Origin of the sequence: Nostoc sp. (assembly GCF_036917355.1) — a bacterium.
Taxonomy (GTDB): Bacteria; Cyanobacteriota; Cyanobacteriia; order Cyanobacteriales; family Nostocaceae; genus Nostoc.
This window is the reverse complement of record NZ_JBALDP010000099.1, coordinates 1-19,434: the sequence shown is the minus strand read 5'-3', so window position 1 is coordinate 19,434 and position 19,434 is coordinate 1. Positions and strand designations below refer to the sequence as shown.

Below are 19,434 nucleotides of genomic sequence, written 5' to 3'. Positions count from 1 at the left end.
TCTAAAGATTTATGATATTAGTTCTTTAGATAGATCGGAAATTTTGGAGGCAAACTTTAATATGAAATAGTCAAATGCAAACAAAGCAGATTCTCAGTGAAGGAGAAATTCGATGACTAACATTATTGCTTGGCTGGTTTTGGGTTTAATCGCAGGTGCGTTAGCTAAATTATTTTATCCTGGAACCCAAGGTGGCGGTATTATCTCTACCATTATATTAGGAATCCTTGGAGCCGTATTCGGTGGTTATTTGGGTCAAGTATTGCTAGGAAGTAGTTCGGCAGCAGCTGCATCTGTAGGAGCTTTATCTCTGGGAAGCATTTTATTTGCTGTTATTGGTGCAATGATACTAATTTTCCTTTGGGGTTTACTGACTCGTCGAGCTGTGTAATTACCTCAATTTCAGGTAACAATCTTGGGAATCACTTCTAACTGCAATAAACCGATAAAATGACATTAGAAAAAGAGCGAAGAACTATAGGAGTTTTCGCTGGGTATTCCGATGCACAATTGGTACTAAAGGAACTAAAAGCTTCTAATTTTCCAATGGACAAAGTTTCTGTTATTGCACGGAATACAGAAGAACAAAGTGATATTGCTGGTGTTGAAATCATCGAAAACACTGGCAATACATCCTCAGAAGATGCTGCTGGAGCCGTTGCTAGTAATGCTTTAGGCGGTCTTACTGAATTATCAGTCAGTTTAGCCTTGTTAGTAATTCCTGGTATAGGCCCAGTCATCTTAGGCGGAGCGGAAGTAACTGCGATCGCTACTACTTTAGCAGGTGGTTTGCCTGGTTTGTTCCTAAGTTTAGGAATTACTGAAAAGCAAGCACAGGGTTATAGCGATCTTGTCTGTAAGGGTTACTATTTGGTGATAGTAACCGGTATAGACATAGAAATTCGTCTCGCCAAGAGGATTTTTAATCGCCGTGATATTCAACAATGGGGAGTCTTTGAGCCATACTCGACCCCAAATAATCGCTATAAACACGCACTTGGTGTTTTTTATCATCGTCAAGATGCAGAAAGAGCGCTTACTGAACTGAGAACTGCTGACTTCCCCATGAGTCAAATATCAATAGTTGTTAAAAATACAAGCAACTTAAGTGATATTTGTGAGGTGGAAATCAGCAGTTCCCAAGATAAATATACTACTTTAGGAATTTCTGATGAGTTAGCTAGATATTATGAACATCATCTGACTCTTGGTCATTACTTATTAGTATTAAAAAGCACTGATATCTATGTAGCAGGCGCAAGAGCCATCTTAGAGAGTAACAAGATTCAACATTTGAGTATTTATAGTCAATCTGAACTTGATGCGGGTAGAAGCGATCGCCAGGTTATTAACAACTTCTAGTTAATCCTCAAGTTAATATTAATAGTTTTTACGACACATCATGATTGTGCATATTCCTAATAATTTATAGTCTAAATAATACACTTGTACTGTAAATTAGACCTCTTGCAAAAATATATTTTTGCACTCTTAGGGAAAAAGAACTCATGTTAAAGGGAAAGGATTTTGAGTTTTTTTACCTTTTTCCCCCGCCCCTTATCCCCAGAGGGGGCCTCACCTTCCCCTTTACCCCGACTTTTGCAAGAAGTCTATTATATACTTCTATGGGTATAGGTTGTGTTTTGAAACCTTAACTTTCCTGTGGAATGAATACCGCTGGCGATCGCTAAGGTTACAGTTGCTCTGTAGATTGATGTACAATGGCATACATGTCATATCCAACCACAAAAGTCACTATATTTAGTGTTTAGATAAATTGTGTTTTCATTAATTTAATTTTCACTATCCGGCTGTTTAATTTTACTATCCAGCCTATTTGTGAAGCTCAAAATTATTTAAGCACTACAATATATAGGCTTAAAAAATATCATTTTTTAGTAAAAATTAATGTTAAATTTATAATTTCAGCACAAGTATTTAATTATCCACGGTGAGATTCAGTTACAAAATCAGGTAGTTGCTTATTTTGAGATAAGTTATACTAGCGAATGGTTTATTGTTAATAAAATTGTCAAAGTTTTTAATAAGAATATTATTATTTAAATATATAATCATTTAAACTAAACGTTACATGGAAAAATGATAATAGTTGCTGTACAAAAAGCTAGTAAAACACGGTGGAAATAAACCGAACGTTCCAAATCAACAAAACTTTTATGCTGTTTTAATTTTTAATTTTTAATTTTTAATTTTTAATTTTTAATTTTTAATTCCGCCTTGCGGTACTAGGCATATCCTAACATAAACTAAATATCCTCCATTTTTTTGGGATAGCCAAAACATAATCAAAATAGTCTCAAAAACAGAAATAATTTGAATACCTGTTTGGAATAATGTTGAACCGTTTGAAGATTGGAACCAAGATTGGAGTAAGTTTTGCTTTGAGTTTGGCAACTCTGACCACCATTGGTCTAATCTCCTACCAAAGCACCAATGAGCTAATTGAAACTTCGCGCAAAGAAAGCCATACTTACCAGGTGTTAAGTCAGCTTGAAGACCTCAACTTGCAACTGACAAATGCTGAGACAGGGCAACGCGGTTACATTATTACTGGAGAACAGCGCTATTTAGAACCTTATAACGCTGCCATTCAAGTACTGAATCAAAAAGTTAGGGAACTTCAAAGGTTAACGGCAGATAATCCCAACCAACAAAATCGGCTTGATATTTTGCAGCCACTACTAAATCAGAGAATGGCTGTAATGAAAGATGTCATAGAGCTACGGCAAAGCCAGGGCTTAGAAGCTTCTCAGAAAGCAGTTCTGACAGACCAGGGTAAGCAACTGATGGATAATATCCAGAAAGTTATCCAGGCGATGAAAAATGAAGAGAATGCACTGCTAAAACAGCGCTCTGAGAAAGCACAAGCAGCTGGACGGCAAACGCTCGCCAGCATTGTCTATAGTATTCCCTTCTTTTCTTTGCTCTTAGCTTTGATTGGATTCACCCTGACCAGACATATTTCAGTACCTCTGAAGCAAGTTTCTGATTTGGCAGAAAAAATGGCAGATGGGGATTTATCGGTAAGTTTACCAGATAGCGATCGCCAAGATGAAATTGGCGTGTTGACGCGCACCTTCAACCAGATGATCGTTAATCTGCGAAACACAACTCAAAAAAATGAGGAGCAAAACTGGCTCAAATCTAACTTAGCTGAATTTACCCAGATGCTCCAAGGGCAGCGAAATCTGGAAAGCGTTTCTAATCTGATATTGTCGAATTTAGCACCACTAGTTGGGGCCTCACAGGGCGTTTTTTATGTAATGGACTCCATCAACGACCAGCCTGTGCTGAAGTTGCTGAGTGGTTATGCTTATAAAGAGCGAAAAAACCTAGCAAATCAGTTTCGTTTGGGTGAGGGATTAGTGGGACAATGCGCCCTAGAAAAACAAAGAATCCTCCTCACGGAAGTTCCCAATGACTATATCCGCATCAGTTCCGGTTTAGGAGAAGCACCACCGCTAAATATTATTGTCTTGCCCATACTATTTGAGGAGCAGGTAAATGCTGTAATTGAACTTGCCTCTTTTGGGCCTTTTAGTGAGTTACACCTGACATTTTTAGAGCAATTGAGTGAAAATCTGGGTGTATTTTTAAATAACATCGCTTCACAATTGCAAACACAGCAACTACTTGAAGAATCTGTTGCTTTAACAGAGGAACTGCAAACCCAGCAAGAAGAACTACAGCAAAGCAATCAACGCCTGGAAGAACAGACGCAAGAACTGGAGGAATCACAATTTCTTGTCAAGCAATCTAACGAAGAATTGCAACAACTAAATGAGGAACTAGAAGAAAAGGCAGAATTGTTAGAAGTTCAAAATCGAGAAGTAGCTCGCAAGAACCAGGAAGTTGAGCGGGCGAGGAAATCTTTTGAAGAAAAAGCTGAACAACTGGCCTTGTCTTCCAAATATAAGTCAGAATTTCTGGCGAATATGTCCCACGAGCTGCGGACACCGTTAAATAGCCTATTAATTTTAGCAAGACTGCTAGCAGATAACTCTCTTAACAACTTGACCGACAAACAGGTAGAGTACAGCCGAACTATTTACTCGGCTGGGACTGATTTGCTGGAATTGATCAATGACATTCTAGATTTGGCAAAAATTGAGTCGGGTACTATGTCGCTCGATATTGAGCAAATTACTCTTGCAGATTTGGAGACATCTCTAGAGCAGACTTTCCGGCAAGTTGCCCACAATAAAGAAATCAGTTTTACTATCGAACGGGATGAGAAGTTACCCGCGACAATTTATAACGACTCCAAACGTCTGCAACAAGTGCTGAAAAATCTCCTAGCTAACGCCTTTAAATTTACAGAACAAGGAGGCGTGAAGTTACAAATATTCCAAGTTGATAATTCCACGATTGCTTTTGCCGTCAGCGACACGGGCATAGGCATTCCAGCCGAAAAGCAGAAGATTATTTTCGAGGCATTTCAGCAGGCAGATGGCACAACTAGCCGCAAGTATGGCGGGACTGGCTTGGGCTTATCCATCAGCCGTGAATTAGCTCAACTGTTAGGAGGGAGAATTGAACTACTCAGCCAACCAGGACAGGGAAGCACCTTCACCCTTTACTTGCCCAGGCAACAGGAAAAGAATAGCCCAAATATCGCTACACCACCCCTTGAGCCAACTACCTCTATCCGCACAACATCGACCATAAAAGAAGTGTCACTGGTGGAAAACAGATCCCCAACTGCGAACATCTCTCCATCAGTGAAAATACTTCCTAGCTTACCCCACGATATTCCAGATGACCGGGAAATAATTCAACCAGGCGATCGCATTTTGCTAATTATCGAAGACGACGATAAATTCGCCCGCATCTTACTAGATATGGCACGTCAGCAGGGTTTTAAAACTATTGTTGCTTTACAAAGCAAACAAGGTTTAGCACTGGCAGAACAGTTTAAACCCAATGCGATTATGCTAGATATCCACATGCCAGAGATGGATGGTTGGACGGTGCTGGATCGTCTGAAGCATAAACCAGATACCAGACATATACCAGTACACATACTTTCTGTTGATGAAAGACAACAACGGGGATTACAGCTAGGAGCGATTACCTATCTCCAAAAACCCGTGTCTCCAGAAGCGCTAACTCAGGTATTGACTGAAATAAAAGGCTTTATTGAGCGTCAGGTAAAAAATCTCCTAATTGTAGAAGATGACCCCGTACAAGCCCAAAGTATTATCGAACTGATTGGTAACGGCGATGTCCAGAGTACAGCAGTAGGTACAGGAGCAGAAGCTCTCTCGATTTTGCGATCGCATCACTTTGATTGTATGGTACTCGATCTCGGTCTGCCCGATATGAGCGGGTTTGCCCTAATTGAGCAGATAAAGCTGGAACCCAGGCTTTTGAAACTGCCGATAATTGTTTACACAGGCAAAGAACTCAGCCGACAAGAAGAAACCCAGCTGCGGGGACTGGCAGAGACAATTATTATTAAAAATGTGCGATCGCCAGAGAGGTTGTTAGACGAAACTGCCCTGTTTTTGCATCGGGTGCAAGCAAATTTGCCCAAACCAAAGCGGCAAATGTTAGAGCAACTACATCAAACTGACCCGGTGCTGGCTAATCGGAAAATTTTGATTGTAGATGATGACCTACGAAATATTTTTGCCCTTACCAGTTTTTTAGAAAGCTATCAAATGCAAGTGCTGTTTGCCGAAAACGGTAGAGATGGTATAGAGAGACTGCAAGCTAATCCTGAAATTAATATAGTTTTGATGGATATCATGATGCCAGAAATGGATGGTTACGAAACCACCCGCGCCATCCGCCAGCAACAACAGTTTCGCTCACTACCAATCATTGCTTTAACTGCCAAAGCCATGCCAGGTGACAAGGAAAAGTGCATCGAAGCTGGAGCCTCTGACTACATCACCAAACCTGTAGATACTGAGCAACTGCTTTCACTACTCCGGGTTTGGCTCTATCGTTAAGGAAGTAGAGAGTAGGGAGTCTCTCGTTCCCATACAGAGCCAATCGTCGTTACAAAACTAAATTACGTTAGCGCCGGCGGTTAGCGAGTCCGCGTACTCTTACAGAGAAGCAAGCTACGCTTTTAGCGTCTCGTAGAGAGCGTCATTACGAATTACGAAAATTATTTTAACTTTTGCATGAATTCTTGATGTTCAGTGGCAGCTAAACCTGCTTGTAACACAGATAACACCGTTGCCATTTCTCCTGAGAGTAAGGCAAGTACCGACAACCACAAGCCCGGAAACACCTGACTGCGAATAATTCCCTGCTCATCAGTTGGTAGCGAAACATACTCGTCCGCTTGCAGCCTAAACCAATCCAATTGATTATCTAATGTCCGCCAGACAATATACTCCTGTACTCCATTCCGCCGATAGGTGCGTTTTTTGTCATGTAAATCGATGGCTGCACTGCTTGCTGCCACTTCTATCACCAGTTCGGGTGCGCCTTGGATATAATCATCCTCACTAATCAATGCCTGTCTGCCCGGAATGAATAGTACCGCGTCAGGCTGTGGTTCATTATCCGGATCTAAACGCACTGTGGGTTCAATTCCCAAAACAACGCCAGGGGTTGCAGTTTTATAGTTCCATAACCACCCGATCAGTTCTCCATGTGGTTCTCCATGACTTTTAATTCTCAGTGGCGATGCCATGATATACACAACTCCCTCAACCAGTTCAGCTTTTCTTAAATGCGGCATTGCCTGATAGCGACGCTCAAATTCGTAGCGAGATAAGCGATCGCCATTTTCCAGAGGTAAAACTGAAATAACTTTTTTAGGAGTTGCAACCATCCTTTTGTCCTCTTTACCCAAATTGTCCAAACTAAATCAAAATATTCTAATTTGGCAGTGCTGCATTCATTTTACTACCGCACATGAAAAAGCTCTTGGGCAGCGATTAGGGATGCTTTCGCCCACAAGGGATGTTAGTGTTGGCGTAATAACTAAAAGCAAAAACCCACACTGCACCCGATCGAGGGATCAATGTGGGTAATTTATCGCTGTAACGGGAATGTAGTTAGCGGAACATGCTACTGACTGAAGTATCTTCATGAATCCGCCAGATCGTTTCTCCCAACAGATTAGCTACTGACAGCACCACTAGTTGGGGAAAACGATTGCTTTCTGGTATGGGAATGGTATTGGTGACAATGACTTCCTCAAACAAGCCACTAGACAACCGCTCCATCGCTGGTGGAGAGAATACCGCATGAGTTGCACAGGCATATACCTGACGCGCTCCTTCTTCACGCAGTAATCGCGCTCCTTCTGCGATCGTTCCCCCAGTGTCAATCATGTCATCTACTAACACTGCCGTTTTGCCTTTAACATCGCCAATGACATTTAACACTTCTGCAACATTATGGGCTTGACGACGTTTGTCAATAATCGCCAGTGGAGCATCACCCAGTTTTTTTGCAAATGCCCTAGCTCTTGCTACACCACCAACATCAGGAGAAACAACTACCAAGTCTGGCAGCTGTTTGCTTGCTAGATAATTTAGTAATACTGGTGAACCGTAAACATGATCAAAGGGGATATCGAAATAGCCTTGAATCTGAGCCGAGTGTAAATCCATTGCTAGAACGCGGTTGGCACCTGCTTCCACGATCAAGTTCGCAACTAGCTTGGCGGTTATTGACTCTCGCCCTGCTGTTTTGCGATCGGCACGAGCATAGCCATAGTAGGGAATTACTGCCGTTACCTGTCGCGCCGAAGCTCGACGACAGGCATCAACCATAATCAATAATTCCATCAAATGATCGTTGACGGGTTGACAACATGGTTGGATTAAATAGACATCACAACCCCGAATCGATTCTTGGATTTGAACGTAAAGTTCTCCATCCGCAAATCTCTTGCGAATCATTGGTCCCAAGTCCATGCCCAGATAACGAGCGACTTCTTGAGACAGTTGTAAATTGGCAGAGCCAGAAAACAGCCGCAGGCGATGATTATCGTTCAGTCCTGTTGCAGATGGTTGCACTTTGAAAGTTGCAGAACTGAGCACAGCAGATCCTCTATGTGCATTCATAGCAATATTATCATTAGAGATTTAATAGATTTAACCAAGAAATAGCCTAAAAAAACATCTGTAAGTTTTATTGAAGCTTCCATACAAAATTTAAACATTTTTGCATAAAATTATTATTCGCTAATTATCTAGTTTTCTTGGCAAACAAGCTATTGATAGCTTAACTGACATCAACTTAATGCACTAGGTCTATAGTTCAATTTTTTGGTTGAGGTAAATAACCTAATCGCTTAAACATTATTGGTGTGGTAGGTTCTTATAATTACCTCATTGATAGCTGACAGTAAAGCATTGACAACTTTAATGATATTAAAGAGTTTGTCTTTACACAGTATAGCACCTATCACTAAGTAGTCAAATGGTAGCTTATTACTCTATGACTTACGCATTGACAAAAATGATAATCATACAAGCCCAGAAGAGGCTAACAGTGGACAAATTAGTCCGTGTAGAAGCACATTTTTAGATAAAGTTTGCATAAATATTAAATAAATATTAAATAAAGATATTTTTTTTAATACTAAAAATATGACTCAATAAAAATAATCCTGTCTAAGTAAATCTATGTAAATATTTTTACTTAAAAGTTTTTAATTAAATCTAGAAAAGTTGTTGAATATCAATAACATTGTAAATGTTGAACTTGAACCTGAGCATCCTGTCAAGTGTAAGCTACCAATTGCCTCTGAATTAGTTAGCATCCGTATTGCTGCCGGGATAAAATTAGTACTGTTGGGTTTGCTCTAATCTTTGGGTGGTTGCGATCGCTCCAGTTGTGTGCAGTGATAACTACCTCTGACTTTCGATTCAAACGAATGATAATTTGGGATGTTGGGGCGATCGCTGCTCCAATAAAGTAGAATATTGCCGCAGGTAACTGTCCGTCGCCTTTTGGACTTAATCTTTGTAGGTGACTTTCTCCTCAGTTGCTACTACACTCAATCAACCGATCATGCAACCACCGATTACAGTTGGCACTGTCTTGCAAAACCGTTACCGCATAATTCAAATTCTCGGACAAGGAGGATTTGGTAGAACCTATCTGGCAGAAGACCAGAGGCGCTTTAACGAACTTTGCGCGATCAAAGAATTGAATTCAACAGCAAGGTCGGCTTTGGATTGGGAGAGGGCACAAGAGCTTTTTCACCGAGAAGCTGCCATTTTATATCAAATCGAACACCCACAAGTGCCGAAATTCCGGGAAAGATTTGAGCAAGACCAACGCTTATTTTTGGTGGAGGACTACGTTGCAGGTCAGACGTACCGCACTCTGCTGGCTGAACGTCAAGCTGTGGGTAAAACTTTCACAGAGGCTGAAGTATTGCAGCTGATAGAGTTGTTGTTGCCTGTTTTAGAGCATATTCACAATAGAGGGATTATTCACCGGGATATCTCGCCAGAAAACATTATTTTGCGAGATAGTGATGCTAAACCTGTGTTAATTGACTTTGGGGTGGTGAAGGAACTGGCAACGCGTTTACAATCGCCAGATAGTCCCATACCAAAAACCACCGTAGGAAAATTAGGCTACTCTCCTAGCGAACAAATGCAAACAGGGGGAGCTTATCCTAGTAGTGATTTGTATGCATTAGCGGTAAGCGCGATTGTTTTGCTGACTGGTAAAGAACCAAAGGATCTATTCGATCGAAACCAACTAACTTGGAATTGGCAACGGTGGGTAAAAGTGAACCCGCGATTTGCTGTAGTGTTGAATCGAATGTTGAATCATATACCAAGCGATCGCTATCAAAGTGCTGCTAGTGTATCTCAAGCACTACAACCTTTACACGAAATCAATCTTCCTAATGTGAATGTGTCTAACTTGCAGACAATGGCAGTTAGTCGCCGTCCTGACTTAGTAGCACCAGCAGCTTCGCCCAAGAAACCCGATCCTGTAATTCCACCAAGTTCCACTAGTTCAGTTTTAGATAATCCGTTAGCGATCGCCGCAATTGCCATTGCTGTAACGATCGTAGCAGGATTTGGTTCTTGGGCACTAGTCAGTTCTATCCGCAGTCAGTCGAAAACACCAGATGAGACGCTTCCACAAAATTTCCCTTCACCAGTAATTTCTGGTGGTACTACATTCACACCGACGCCAACACCAACACCCACACCAACACCAACACCAACACCTACTAACCAACCTGTTATATCTACTAAGCGCCTCAAGCTTACAACATCTAACCCGATCGCGGTTGAAGGTACTCTCAAAGCAAATCAAATCATCCAGTACAGCTTTTTTGGGCGAGAAGGTACTAAATTAAACACGTTTATCGATCCAGGAAGCAGCATTCTGCTAACAGTCTTAAGTCCCAATGGACAACCAATTGAGAGTACTGCCCAACAAGTCACATTTTATCAAGGCACATTGTTGGTTACTGGTAGATATACTATTGAGTTAACTCTGCTTTCAGGAGTTGCCGAAAGCAATTACAATCTCAATGTTGCATTAGAAAAACCAGTCCAACCAATTCCCACAGAAACACCTTTGCCAATTCCCACAGAGACACCCTTGCCAATTCCCACAGAGACACCCTTACCACTTCCCACAGAGACACCCTTGCCAATTCCTACAGAGACATTACCACTTCCCACAGAGACACCTTTACCAATTCCGACGATTACTGAAGCGCCAACTTTGCCGCCGGCTGATGAAACACAACCATTTTCTGGCCAAAGAAATTAATGTTAAATACACTACTAATTACTGGAACTGATACGGAAGCTGGTAAAACTGTTTTAACAACAGCGTTAGCAGCTTATTGGCAAAAATATTACCCGCAGCGGCGCTGGGGAATCATGAAACCGATTCAATCGGGGATTGGCGATCGCGAGTGGTATCAAAAGCTATTTGCGCTAGAACAATCTGCTGAAGAAATTACACCTTTATACTTTCAAGCACCTCTGGCTCCTCCAATCGCAGCAGCACGGGAAAATCGCCGAGTAGATTTAGCAGTAGTTTGGCAAGCTTTATCTAAATTGCGATCGCAGCGCGATTTTGTGCTTGTAGAAGCCTTGGGAGGGTTAGGTTCGCCAATAACTGAGGAATTAACGGTAGCTGATTTGGCGGGGGAATGGCGTTTACCAACAGTATTGGTAGTACCAGTGAGATTGGGTGCGATCGCTCAAGCAGTGGCAAATGTGGCATTAGCTAGACAATCGCGCATCAATCTCAAAGGCATTGTGTTGAACTGCGTACAACCCCGAACGGATGCAGAAATAGCCGACTGGGCACCATTTCAATTGATTCAATCACTTACTAACACACCAGTTTTAGGCTGCTTACCCTATCTAGATAATCTGACTGATTTAGATAAACTAGCTCAAATAGCATCAGATTTAGATTGGGAAACACTAACACTTGAGAATGATTTAAATTGACATTACCGAAGGGGAGCAGGGGAGCAGGGGGCAGAGGAAGGGAGTAAAACTTTTTTTTATGGCTGATTTTAAGTCCTGCATTTTCTACCGCATCTACTTGAAAACTGCTGTATATCGCACTAAATCAATTAGGATACAGCAACATTTTGGAGGATAGTCATAGGCCCTTGGGTTTTGAGAATCTCCATTTCTGCTGCGTTTCGCACCAGCAGGGCACCTGCGAATCCTAATGAATTCACAGAGATAGATTGGAAATGCTCCTGCGATCGCGGTACGATTAACATCCATTCTCGTGTTGCTAGCAGATTGTAAGCACCAGATTGCTTGTCATCTAAACCCACAGCGTGACGTAAAGTGTGATAAATTTTCAGTGTTGCTTGGCCCCCTGCCAATGGCGATCGCACCCAATTAGAATTTAGTGGTGCGAAAGCATGTACAAAAGGAAGTTTTGCTGAAGTTGCATTCGAGTTTTGAAATTGTACTGGTGTTAGCAAAGGTTCAATCGGTATTTCCAACCCTGAAGGGGCAAGTGGTAGGGGTACTAATTGTAAGTGCTTGTGTCGCTGACTAGCACCTGCGGTTTTGCTACTGTTATAAAATGCTAAACCATCAAAATCAGCTAAACACGCCCACATAGCCGTAAAATCTTCCAGGGTGAGTAAGCTTTCTTGTTCCTCGAAACCACGGGTGATGATTAGCAGATGATAATCTACAACATTGAATTTATTTAAAATACATACATGGGTATCGGAGATATCCGCCACAAATAAATCCTCTTCGTAGGGCAAAAAAGGATTAAACTCTTCACCAGAAGTAACAGATTGTTTTTCCTGTTTATCCTTCGCTGCTTTTTTGCGATTCAGGTTAGACAAAATCCGCACCAAAAAGCGCACGCCATCCTGTTCAACAAATTCAAATTCTGTCGGAATCGATAGTAGCGCCCCGCATTGCAAAGCATATTCAGTCCGTTCTTTAACACTTGTCCATAAAGTGCCAGGTTTAAGTAAGATTTTCCCCTGTGCCATTTTCATTCCTTCAGGCATGATGAAGAGTGCTGAGTTTGCTAAAGAGTACGCAGCGATGTATGTCTCTACGAATGACTATATTTCAATACGGTTCAATAAAATACCAAAGCTTTCACAACAACGCAATACCTCCGCAACAAAACTGTCACAAATAATATCTACATTAGTAATACATCTAAATATCCTTCCAGACAGCAATGCAAAACGAATCTCGCGACAGAGAACACCCATCAAATAGCATTTCACATAACACTGCTGATGCCAAATATCATAAACCCTGGAGAAAGGCTGCCGCCTCTCTATCGCTGGTGCTGCTGGGATCAGGTATGACATTGGCAGGCGGTTATATGGCTGGACACTCTCAGCAGGTGTCTGAAAATGCATCTAATTTGGCAGTAAGCCGAGTAAATGCTGCTCCTCCATTACCAGCAGGCACAGATCCTAACTTTGTTATCCAGGTGGTGCAAAAAGTAGGGCCTGCTGTAGTGCGAATTGACTCTTCCCGAACCGTAAAAACCCAGTTACCAGATGAATTTAACGATCCACTTTTCCAACGCTTTTTTGGCTCTCAAATCCCAGAACAACAGAATCGCGTAGAAAAGGGTACTGGTTCAGGTTTTATTATTAGTGCTGATGGTCGTATTCTTACCAACGCTCACGTAGTCGATGGTGCTGATACTGTGACAGTTACACTCAAAGATGGACGTAGCTTTAAAGGTAAGGTGTTAGGAAAAGACGAGTTGACCGATGTTGCTGTTGTCAAGATTCAGGCAGATAATCTCCCATTAGTAGCCTTGGGTAACTCAGATCAATTACAACCTGGAGAATGGGCGATCGCGATCGGCAACCCCCTTGGATTAGATAATACAGTAACTACCGGAATCATCAGTGCTACTGGACGCAGTAGCAATCTAATCGGCGCTCCTGATAAGCGAGTAGAGTATATTCAAACCGACGCTGCAATTAACCCCGGTAACTCCGGCGGCCCCTTGCTAAATTCTCGTGGCCAGGTAATCGCCATGAATACAGCCATTATTCAAGGGGCACAAGGATTAGGCTTTGCTATTCCTATCAACACAGCACAACGTATTTCCAGTCAACTAATAGCTACAGGTAAAGTAGAACATCCTTACCTGGGAATTCAGATGGTGGGGTTAACACCTCAGCTAAAACAAAATATCAACTCAGATCCCAATAGCGGTTTGAGTGTGAATGAAGATAAAGGTGTATTAGTTGTAAAAGTTGTACCAAATTCACCAGCTGCTAAAGCAGGGATACGTGCTGGTGATGTGATCCAAACGCTTGGAGGTCAACCAGTCACAGATGCCAGCAGTGTCCAAAGGGCAGTAGAAAATAGTCAAGTCGGAAGCGATTTACGTATGGAATTACGTCGCAATGGGCAGAATCTTAATATAGCTGTGCAACCTGGTGCTTTCCCCACCCAAACCCAAGTGCAATAAACGTTTTGCAATCAATTGAAAAAAAGTGAATTTTCTGGGATGGGTATTTTGCTCGTCCCTTTTTTTCTGGTGGCAAAATTGAGTTGCAGTAACCGTATTGCAGTCAGGTAAGCACTACCACAAACATCAAAATCGAAGTTTTCGGTATTAACAGTGCCATCCTGTAAAAATAGTTTTATTCAATAGCAGAGTCATGTTTAAATTTTTTATCCATGACATTAGTCACGGTTTAACTAATTACCTTTTTCACTAGTGTATAGCTCTTTTAAGCCCTAGTATTTATTTGTCAAAGGAATTCATATTTTATGAAAAATTAATTTCTTTGATGTCAATATCAAAAAAGGGAAGTTTGCGAATGAGTATTAAAAGAATGCTTGCTAGTGCAGCGCTGATTTTACCAATTGCTGTTACCTTTATTCCTTTTCAAGCCGATGCTCAGATCGGACGACCAGTTAGGCGATCGGTTCCAGCTAGAATAATCAGAAGACCGGTGCGAGTTAGGGTTCGTACCCCTGTTCAAGCGAGAAGGAGAATAGTGATTCCTGGACGTTGGGTGCAAACAAATCGTGGTCGCCGCTGGATACCTGCTCGCTCTGTATATAGATAAGAAGTATTACAATTGCAAAAAATATTGTCCATCAAGATTTTTTGCAGATTTGTTTTTTCATAGCTTTAGTTAGTGTTTAAAATCCCCTTTAGAAGATTTCTAAAGGGGGATTATTTCATTTCTAGAATAAATAGGTAGGCATAATTAGACATACAAAAAATCCTAGTTTGTAGTGAGCGATTTATCGCTTCTTCTGATTTATCAGTACTAAAGTCCTGACTACAAACTTTAATTTATTTATGCCTAGCAACAAGTCGCAACTGAATTTTAAGCTAGAGCAACTGCTGGTTGTTGCCAGCGTCCCACCGCCTTACCAATTACTGCCAATTCTTGCATCAAGTTATCAAAACGGTCTGGTGTTAAAGATTGGGGCCCGTCGGATAAAGCTTTGGCAGGATTAGGGTGAACCTCTATCATCAAGGAATCTGTGCCAGCTGCGATCGCAGCCATTGCCATTGAAGGCACAAATTCAGACCAACCTACGCCGTGGCTGGGGTCAATCATAATTGGCAGATGAGTCAGTTTTCGCAACACGGGCACTACCGATAAATCCAGTGTATTTCGCGTATATTGACGGTCAAAGGTGCGTATTCCCCTTTCACACAAAATTACATTGGGATTGCCAGATGCCAGAATATACTCTGCTGCCATCAACCAATCTTCAATAGTAGCTGCCATTCCTCGCTTCAAGAGAACTGGTTTGGGCTGCGCTCCGACTTTTTTGAGCAAGGAGAAATTTTGCATATTTCTTGCCCCCACCTGAATCACATCAGCAACTTCGGCAATTTTATCCAGGTCTACGGCATCCATCACTTCTGTAATAATACCTAGTCCGCTGACTTCCCGCGCCTTCGCTAACAAATCTAAAGCACTCTCGCCGTGTCCTTGGAAGGCATAAGGTGAAGTCCGGGGTTTGTATGCCCCTCCGCGCAAAAATGCGGCTCCAGCAGCCTTGACGCGCCGCGCCGTCTCCACAATCATTTCTTCATTTTCTACGGAGCAGGGGCCAGCAACGACTACCAAAGGCTGATGTTCGCCAAATACTACTGCTCCATCAGGAGTATTAACCACCACATCGGAAGCTTCGCCGTGACGATACTGACGACTAGCTCGTTTGTAAGGCTGCTCTACCCGTAACACCTGCTCAATCCAGGGGCTAAGTTCCTGAATTTGTAGCGGATCTAAGTTGGCGGTTTCACCTACTAGACCAATAACTACTTTGTGTTGACCTACAATTTTTTCTGGAGTTAGCCCCCAGCTAGTTAGTTCCTCATCAATGCGGTTTATTTCCGCCTCTGGGGAACCACTTTTCATTACTATAATCATCTGAAAGTTCCTAATTAATTAATTGAGTAAAATTTTCTGTGGATAGGCTAACTTTATTGTTGCCTATTGGCCTAATTACAAATAGTTAAAAATAAAATTTGTTTACAAAATAAATAGATAAAATGTAGCGCTCAGTCAGTAGTTTTACTGCTAAATAACTATATATGGTATAAAAAAAAGACTATGAAATTTAACTAGTAATGTTGAAGTGATAAAATTTCAACTTCAACATTCACTTCTTCATTTACCCAATATCACAGTTACTTAATATCTGAGCGCCATTCATTATAAGTTTTTTTGCCGAGTTTCGCGCCAAGCTGCCACCATTCGTCCCAAATTGGTGTTGAACTCACCCAAACCCAGAAAACTTCCGACTTTTTCTTCATCCCAAGAGGCAGAGAGAACGCCATAAGTTATCCCTAAAACCCCCAAACCAAATAATCCCATGTTCACCAATAACACGGCGATGGGAGGTAGTCGGATATCGGAGTAGGCAGCAAGCAGATAGCTAGCAACCAAGGCGCTAATACCCAAAGCCGTTGGTACACCAGAGAACCCAGCTACCCGTCGGATCATCCGTTGGCTGACAACTTGGGGAATTGCCATCTCTTGTTTGGTGTAAACCACTTTTTTATCAGCCTGTTTGACAGATTCTTGGGGCTGTGCGGCTGGTTTACTTTGAGTTTTTGGTGTTTTTTGGCGCTTTTTGTTCGGTTCAAAGGGCAAACGACTGCGTTCAGATTCTTCAGCAGACATAAGCGGTAGTCCTATCCACGAATACCGAGACGAGCAATCAAAGCTTGATATTTTTCACGGCTTTCTTGCGATATATAAGCTAGAAGACGCTTGCGCTGTCCGATTAGCTTCAACAGTCCCCGCCGAGAAGAATGGTCTTTTTTATTTGCCTGAAGATGTTCGCTGAGGCGGTTAATGCGCTCAGTTAGCATAGCTACTTGGACATCAGCCGAGCCAGTGTCAGTTTCGTGAACTTGGTAGTTGGAGATTATTTCTTGTTTCCGCAGTTGCGTGAGGGCCATGGTCGATTCGGTTTCTTGTTTTTCTAAATGTATGCAGCAGTCTCCTATAATATCACAGCCCTCAAGCTGGATGTGGAATGACCTTTGAAGTAATATTTGTACTTTTTGATACTAGCTTTTAGAGGTTAATTTTCAGTATACGTTTTAATCCCTGATGGGGATTTTAATTGATTGCGATCGTATTGCACCATCGGGCGATCGCACCAAGACGATAGAAGATAAGTTTCAATCCCTAATAGGGATTTTAATTGATTGCGATAAGTCGTTGCGGTTGTGAAGGGCGATCGCGCTTTGGGTTTCAATCCCTAATAGGGATTTTAGTTGATTGTGATGTAGGGATAGACGCGGGTGATTGTGACAATTACAAGTTTCAATCCCTAATAGGGATTTTAGTTGATTGTGATTGAAATCTTTACTATTAACAGCTTTAGAGTTTTTTGTTTCAATCCCTAATAGGGATTTTAGTTGATTGTGATTAAACTTCTACCCCAGCCCCAGCTAGTTGTTTTGTTTCAATCCCTAATAGGGATTTTAGTTGATTGTGATGATTCTGTAATCATTCCTTACTTATTCGACAACGTTTCAATCCCTAATAGGGATTTTAGTTGATTGTGATTCACGGTATTTCTTACCCAACTGTCCGGGTAGTAAACCCGTTTCAATCCCTAATAGGGATTTTAGTTGATTGTGATTTGTGAAGAATAGTAACTAGGAAAGTTACTGATATGTTTCAATCCCTAATAGGGATTTTAGTTGATTGTGATGGTAATCTTGGGAGTCCAACTCTTAAATTTACACGTTTCAATCCCTAATAGGGATTTTAGTTGATTGTGATTTACGTAGTTGTGCCTAAATAAAGATTTAAAAATGTTTCAATCCCTAATAGGGATTTTAGTTGATTGTGATACCATTTCTCCCATCTCTGCCAGGGATGCCGGGTGTTTCAATCCCTAATAGGGATTTTAGTTGATTGTGATAAAATCAGATATCTTGGTTTCCATCTTGGGCAAATCGTTTCAATCCCTAATAGGGATTTTAGTTGATTGTGATGGCAGGCGTCTGAAAGACTTGTGTTATTTGGTTTTCAAGGTTCAATAGCGCGAATGCAAAAATCATAACATAAGGAGTGGCAATTGTGCTAAATGTAAATAGCTGAAACTCAGTCTACATAAGGTGCGCGGATGGTTTGAAGATGCTACAGTCCTCAAAACCTTGCATATACCGCAATTCAGCTATTTTTGTATTCCCCCCTTCCCCAACACCTACCCATCCGCGCATTGAGCGAAAAAACTAATCTGATTGGAAAGCTGTTTGCTTTATAAATATCCTACTCGATTAGGTTAGCTGACTTTCGGGCGATGCTTACGCTTACGCAATTCCAGTATCCCCAGGACTAAGCTTATTTGGCAACGTCTTCAAAGTCTGTTATTGCACAAGCAAATTCTCTAAAAGCTGTTTTAATCAGAACCTCTTTCGTTCCTCTTTCCAGAGAAGAGTTGCGGATGAGGTCTGTTAATTCTATGAACAACAGAGAAAACATAAAACGATCTTGGCGGTCAACTTGTTTCAAACAAGACGATATAAACTGATAAAGCTCTGTTTTTCTAGGTTTGGTTTGTTCATCCCATATTTGCAAACCAAGCCGAAAAGTTCTCAAGCGGATTTCATTGGTGTTGAAGGACGCGTCTTTGTAGCGGACTGATACGCGTTGGGGTAGTTCCATGAGTTTTAGCTATACATATTCAATGTAAAGTAATTATTCACTTATATTTTGGCTCAACCGGAAAAATCTGATATTTTGCACCAATGGCAATAGCCGTCATATGTTAGAAACGAATGACTTGCATGGAATATAGAGAGTTATGTAGGGTAGTACAGCCGTTCTACCCTACGATCGCCAATTTAGAGGATACCCCAGAAATGGAGTAGCCCTTGACCAGAAAAAGCCTCAATCAAAATCGCAGATACAAAACCAATCATAGCTAGACGACCGTTCCAATTTTCACTCTGAGGAGTGAAGCCAAAACGTACAGCATTAGGATCTTCTGAAACAATAGGCGCAGGATTCTTAAAACCTGACATGAGCATAACTCCAAGGTTCAAGTGTTGTAGCAGTTATAACTGTCTGTAAAGTAATGTAACAGATGTTTAAAAAAATGCAAGATTGAGTGAATTAGGACTTACTCACTCTTTACGAATTTTTTGTCTGCGAGACGCTGCGTGATGCTGATGATGACAGCGAATTGGTGCGACAAGATTGGACTATTAGCTTAAGTATAGATAATGATTTTGGCGATTTTTGATGGTTAAAGCGCTTTTCAAATGCATAAACTTTTCTCCTAAAAGGTTACGCTGTACACATAATATCATGTCCGTTTGATTACTTACTAAACCCTAAGAACCCCACCCCGCCAAAGCAATGCTTTGTCTCCCCTCCCCGCAGGCGGGGAGCAGGGTGGTTTCATACAAAGAAAGAAAAAACTCTATCGAGTTGGTTGGAGAGTGCGCGTTGTGCTTGAGGAATAGTTCGGAAACCGA

General features: G+C 41.5%; 15 protein-coding genes and 1 CRISPR repeat array. Of the genes, 7 read left to right on the top strand and 8 right to left on the bottom strand.

Translation table 11 applies throughout. The features are described 5' to 3' along the window. Positions 1-112: 112 nt before the first annotated feature. From V7K53_RS29295 to V7K53_RS29285, 3 genes are all read left to right on the top strand, one after another. On the top strand, positions 113-391 hold the full coding sequence (locus V7K53_RS29295) for a GlsB/YeaQ/YmgE family stress response membrane protein (RefSeq protein WP_289796500.1): 279 nt from the start codon (positions 113-115) through the stop codon (positions 389-391). A 59-nt stretch (positions 392-450) separates the two neighbouring features. Then, positions 451-1,362, top strand: a complete 912-nt coding sequence (locus V7K53_RS29290; protein ID WP_335200970.1) for a hypothetical protein — start codon at positions 451-453, stop codon at positions 1,360-1,362. A gap of 992 nt (positions 1,363-2,354) precedes the next feature. Continuing rightward, positions 2,355-5,978: a response regulator gene (locus tag V7K53_RS29285; RefSeq protein WP_335200969.1), complete on the top strand. Its 3,624-nt coding sequence runs from the start codon at positions 2,355-2,357 to the stop codon at positions 5,976-5,978. Positions 5,979-6,139: 161 nt separating this feature from the next. Here V7K53_RS29285 and V7K53_RS29280 read toward each other — a convergent pair whose 3' ends face one another. Continuing rightward, a complete protein-coding gene (locus V7K53_RS29280) occupies positions 6,140-6,814 on the bottom strand; it encodes a Uma2 family endonuclease (protein WP_335200968.1) in 675 nt (224 codons plus the stop codon). A gap of 226 nt (positions 6,815-7,040) precedes the next feature. Further along, entirely contained in the window at positions 7,041-8,057 is a 1,017-nt protein-coding gene (locus V7K53_RS29275; RefSeq protein ID WP_335200966.1) for a ribose-phosphate pyrophosphokinase, read from the bottom strand. A 952-nt stretch (positions 8,058-9,009) separates the two neighbouring features. Here V7K53_RS29275 and V7K53_RS29270 point away from each other — a divergent pair. Next, positions 9,010-10,746 (top strand): protein kinase domain-containing protein, encoded by a 1,737-nt coding sequence (locus V7K53_RS29270; protein ID WP_335200965.1) that lies wholly within the window; start codon positions 9,010-9,012, stop codon positions 10,744-10,746. Then, positions 10,746-11,441 (top strand): dethiobiotin synthase, encoded by a 696-nt coding sequence (gene bioD / locus V7K53_RS29265; protein ID WP_335200964.1) that lies wholly within the window; start codon positions 10,746-10,748, stop codon positions 11,439-11,441. The genes V7K53_RS29270 and bioD overlap by 1 nt, the downstream gene beginning before the upstream one ends. 128 nt (positions 11,442-11,569) lie before the next feature. On the opposite strand, the gene V7K53_RS29260 is transcribed toward bioD, so the two are convergent. Next, positions 11,570-12,466 (bottom strand): ATP adenylyltransferase family protein, encoded by an 897-nt coding sequence (locus V7K53_RS29260; RefSeq protein WP_335201076.1) that lies wholly within the window; start codon positions 12,464-12,466, stop codon positions 11,570-11,572. 197 nt (positions 12,467-12,663) lie between these two features. Here V7K53_RS29260 and V7K53_RS29255 point away from each other — a divergent pair, with 197 nt between their 5' ends. After that, a complete protein-coding gene (locus V7K53_RS29255; RefSeq protein WP_335200963.1) occupies positions 12,664-13,926 on the top strand; it encodes an HhoA/HhoB/HtrA family serine endopeptidase in 1,263 nt (420 codons plus the stop codon). A gap of 355 nt (positions 13,927-14,281) precedes the next feature. Then, a complete protein-coding gene (locus V7K53_RS29250; RefSeq protein WP_335189695.1) occupies positions 14,282-14,533 on the top strand; it encodes a hypothetical protein in 252 nt (83 codons plus the stop codon). Positions 14,534-14,800: 267 nt separating this feature from the next. Here V7K53_RS29250 and aroF read toward each other — a convergent pair whose 3' ends face one another. The 5 genes from aroF to V7K53_RS29225 form a co-directional block, all read right to left on the bottom strand. Further along, complete coding sequence (gene aroF / locus V7K53_RS29245; RefSeq protein ID WP_335200962.1) at positions 14,801-15,859, bottom strand: 3-deoxy-7-phosphoheptulonate synthase; 1,059 nt, start codon at positions 15,857-15,859, stop codon at positions 14,801-14,803. Positions 15,860-16,144: 285 nt separating this feature from the next. After that, positions 16,145-16,615 carry a PAM68 family protein gene (locus V7K53_RS29240; protein ID WP_335200960.1) on the bottom strand — a complete coding sequence of 157 codons (471 nt, stop codon included), beginning with the start codon at positions 16,613-16,615 and terminating at the stop codon, positions 16,145-16,147. Between the two features lie 11 nt (positions 16,616-16,626). Beyond that, entirely contained in the window at positions 16,627-16,896 is a 270-nt protein-coding gene (gene rpsO, locus V7K53_RS29235; protein WP_041565894.1) for a 30S ribosomal protein S15, read from the bottom strand. Between the two features lie 141 nt (positions 16,897-17,037). Further along, positions 17,038-17,946: a CRISPR direct-repeat array (repeat unit 37 nt; unit sequence GTTTCAATCCCTAATAGGGATTTTAGTTGATTGTGAT). A 349-nt stretch (positions 17,947-18,295) separates the two neighbouring features. Beyond that, on the bottom strand, positions 18,296-18,619 hold the full coding sequence (locus tag V7K53_RS29230; RefSeq protein ID WP_292738173.1) for a hypothetical protein: 324 nt from the start codon (positions 18,617-18,619) through the stop codon (positions 18,296-18,298). A gap of 179 nt (positions 18,620-18,798) precedes the next feature. Beyond that, positions 18,799-18,978: a chlorophyll a/b-binding protein gene (locus V7K53_RS29225; protein WP_094348356.1), complete on the bottom strand. Its 180-nt coding sequence runs from the start codon at positions 18,976-18,978 to the stop codon at positions 18,799-18,801. Between the last annotated feature and the right edge of the window lie 456 nt (positions 18,979-19,434).